This is a genomic window from Ancylomarina sp. 16SWW S1-10-2, from assembly GCF_009669305.1.
Classification (GTDB): domain Bacteria; phylum Bacteroidota; class Bacteroidia; order Bacteroidales; family Marinifilaceae; genus Ancylomarina.
Window position 1 is genome coordinate 1 of the sequence record NZ_SADB01000216.1, and the last position, 463, is coordinate 463.

The following is a 463-nucleotide window of genomic DNA, read 5'->3' on the forward strand; positions in this document are numbered from 1 at the left end:
ACTAGAGTCTCATTCCTCCCATCTTGATTCATTGAGTACATCCGTGAAGATCCTTAATTTGAAGGTGACCTCCCTCACTGATGATGACAAAAAGGGGGAGAAATCACAGGATGAGAAAGCCAAGGATAAGGGGAAAGGCAAGATGGTTGAAGAAGAAGAAGAAAAAGAAAAGAAGTCATCGAAACAAAGGGAAAAACTTATGGAACAATCCATAAGAGCTGCTGCTGCCACTGCTCGCAGAGACATTGAAGAAAGTTCTTTCTTTACAACAGAGGAACAAATTGCCTATGATAAAGGCTATGCTAAAGGATTTGCAGCAGGGGCAGACGCAAAAGAAGATGAATTAAAAGCTCTTGAGTATCAAAAAGGCAAAACAGAGAAACCTAAAAGAACACAACGAATCAAATAATCAACGGTTTCTCAAGTTAAGCCAATCAATTTGTTGGAGTTAGTCAACATTCCA

General features: G+C 39.5%; 1 protein-coding gene. It reads left to right on the forward strand.

The genetic code is table 11. From position 1 onward, the window contains the following. The coding region (locus EMN46_RS19030; protein ID WP_229130438.1) for a hypothetical protein at nt 1-409 on the forward strand (409 nt) is incomplete at its 5' end. Nucleotides 410-463: the final 54 nt, after the last annotated feature.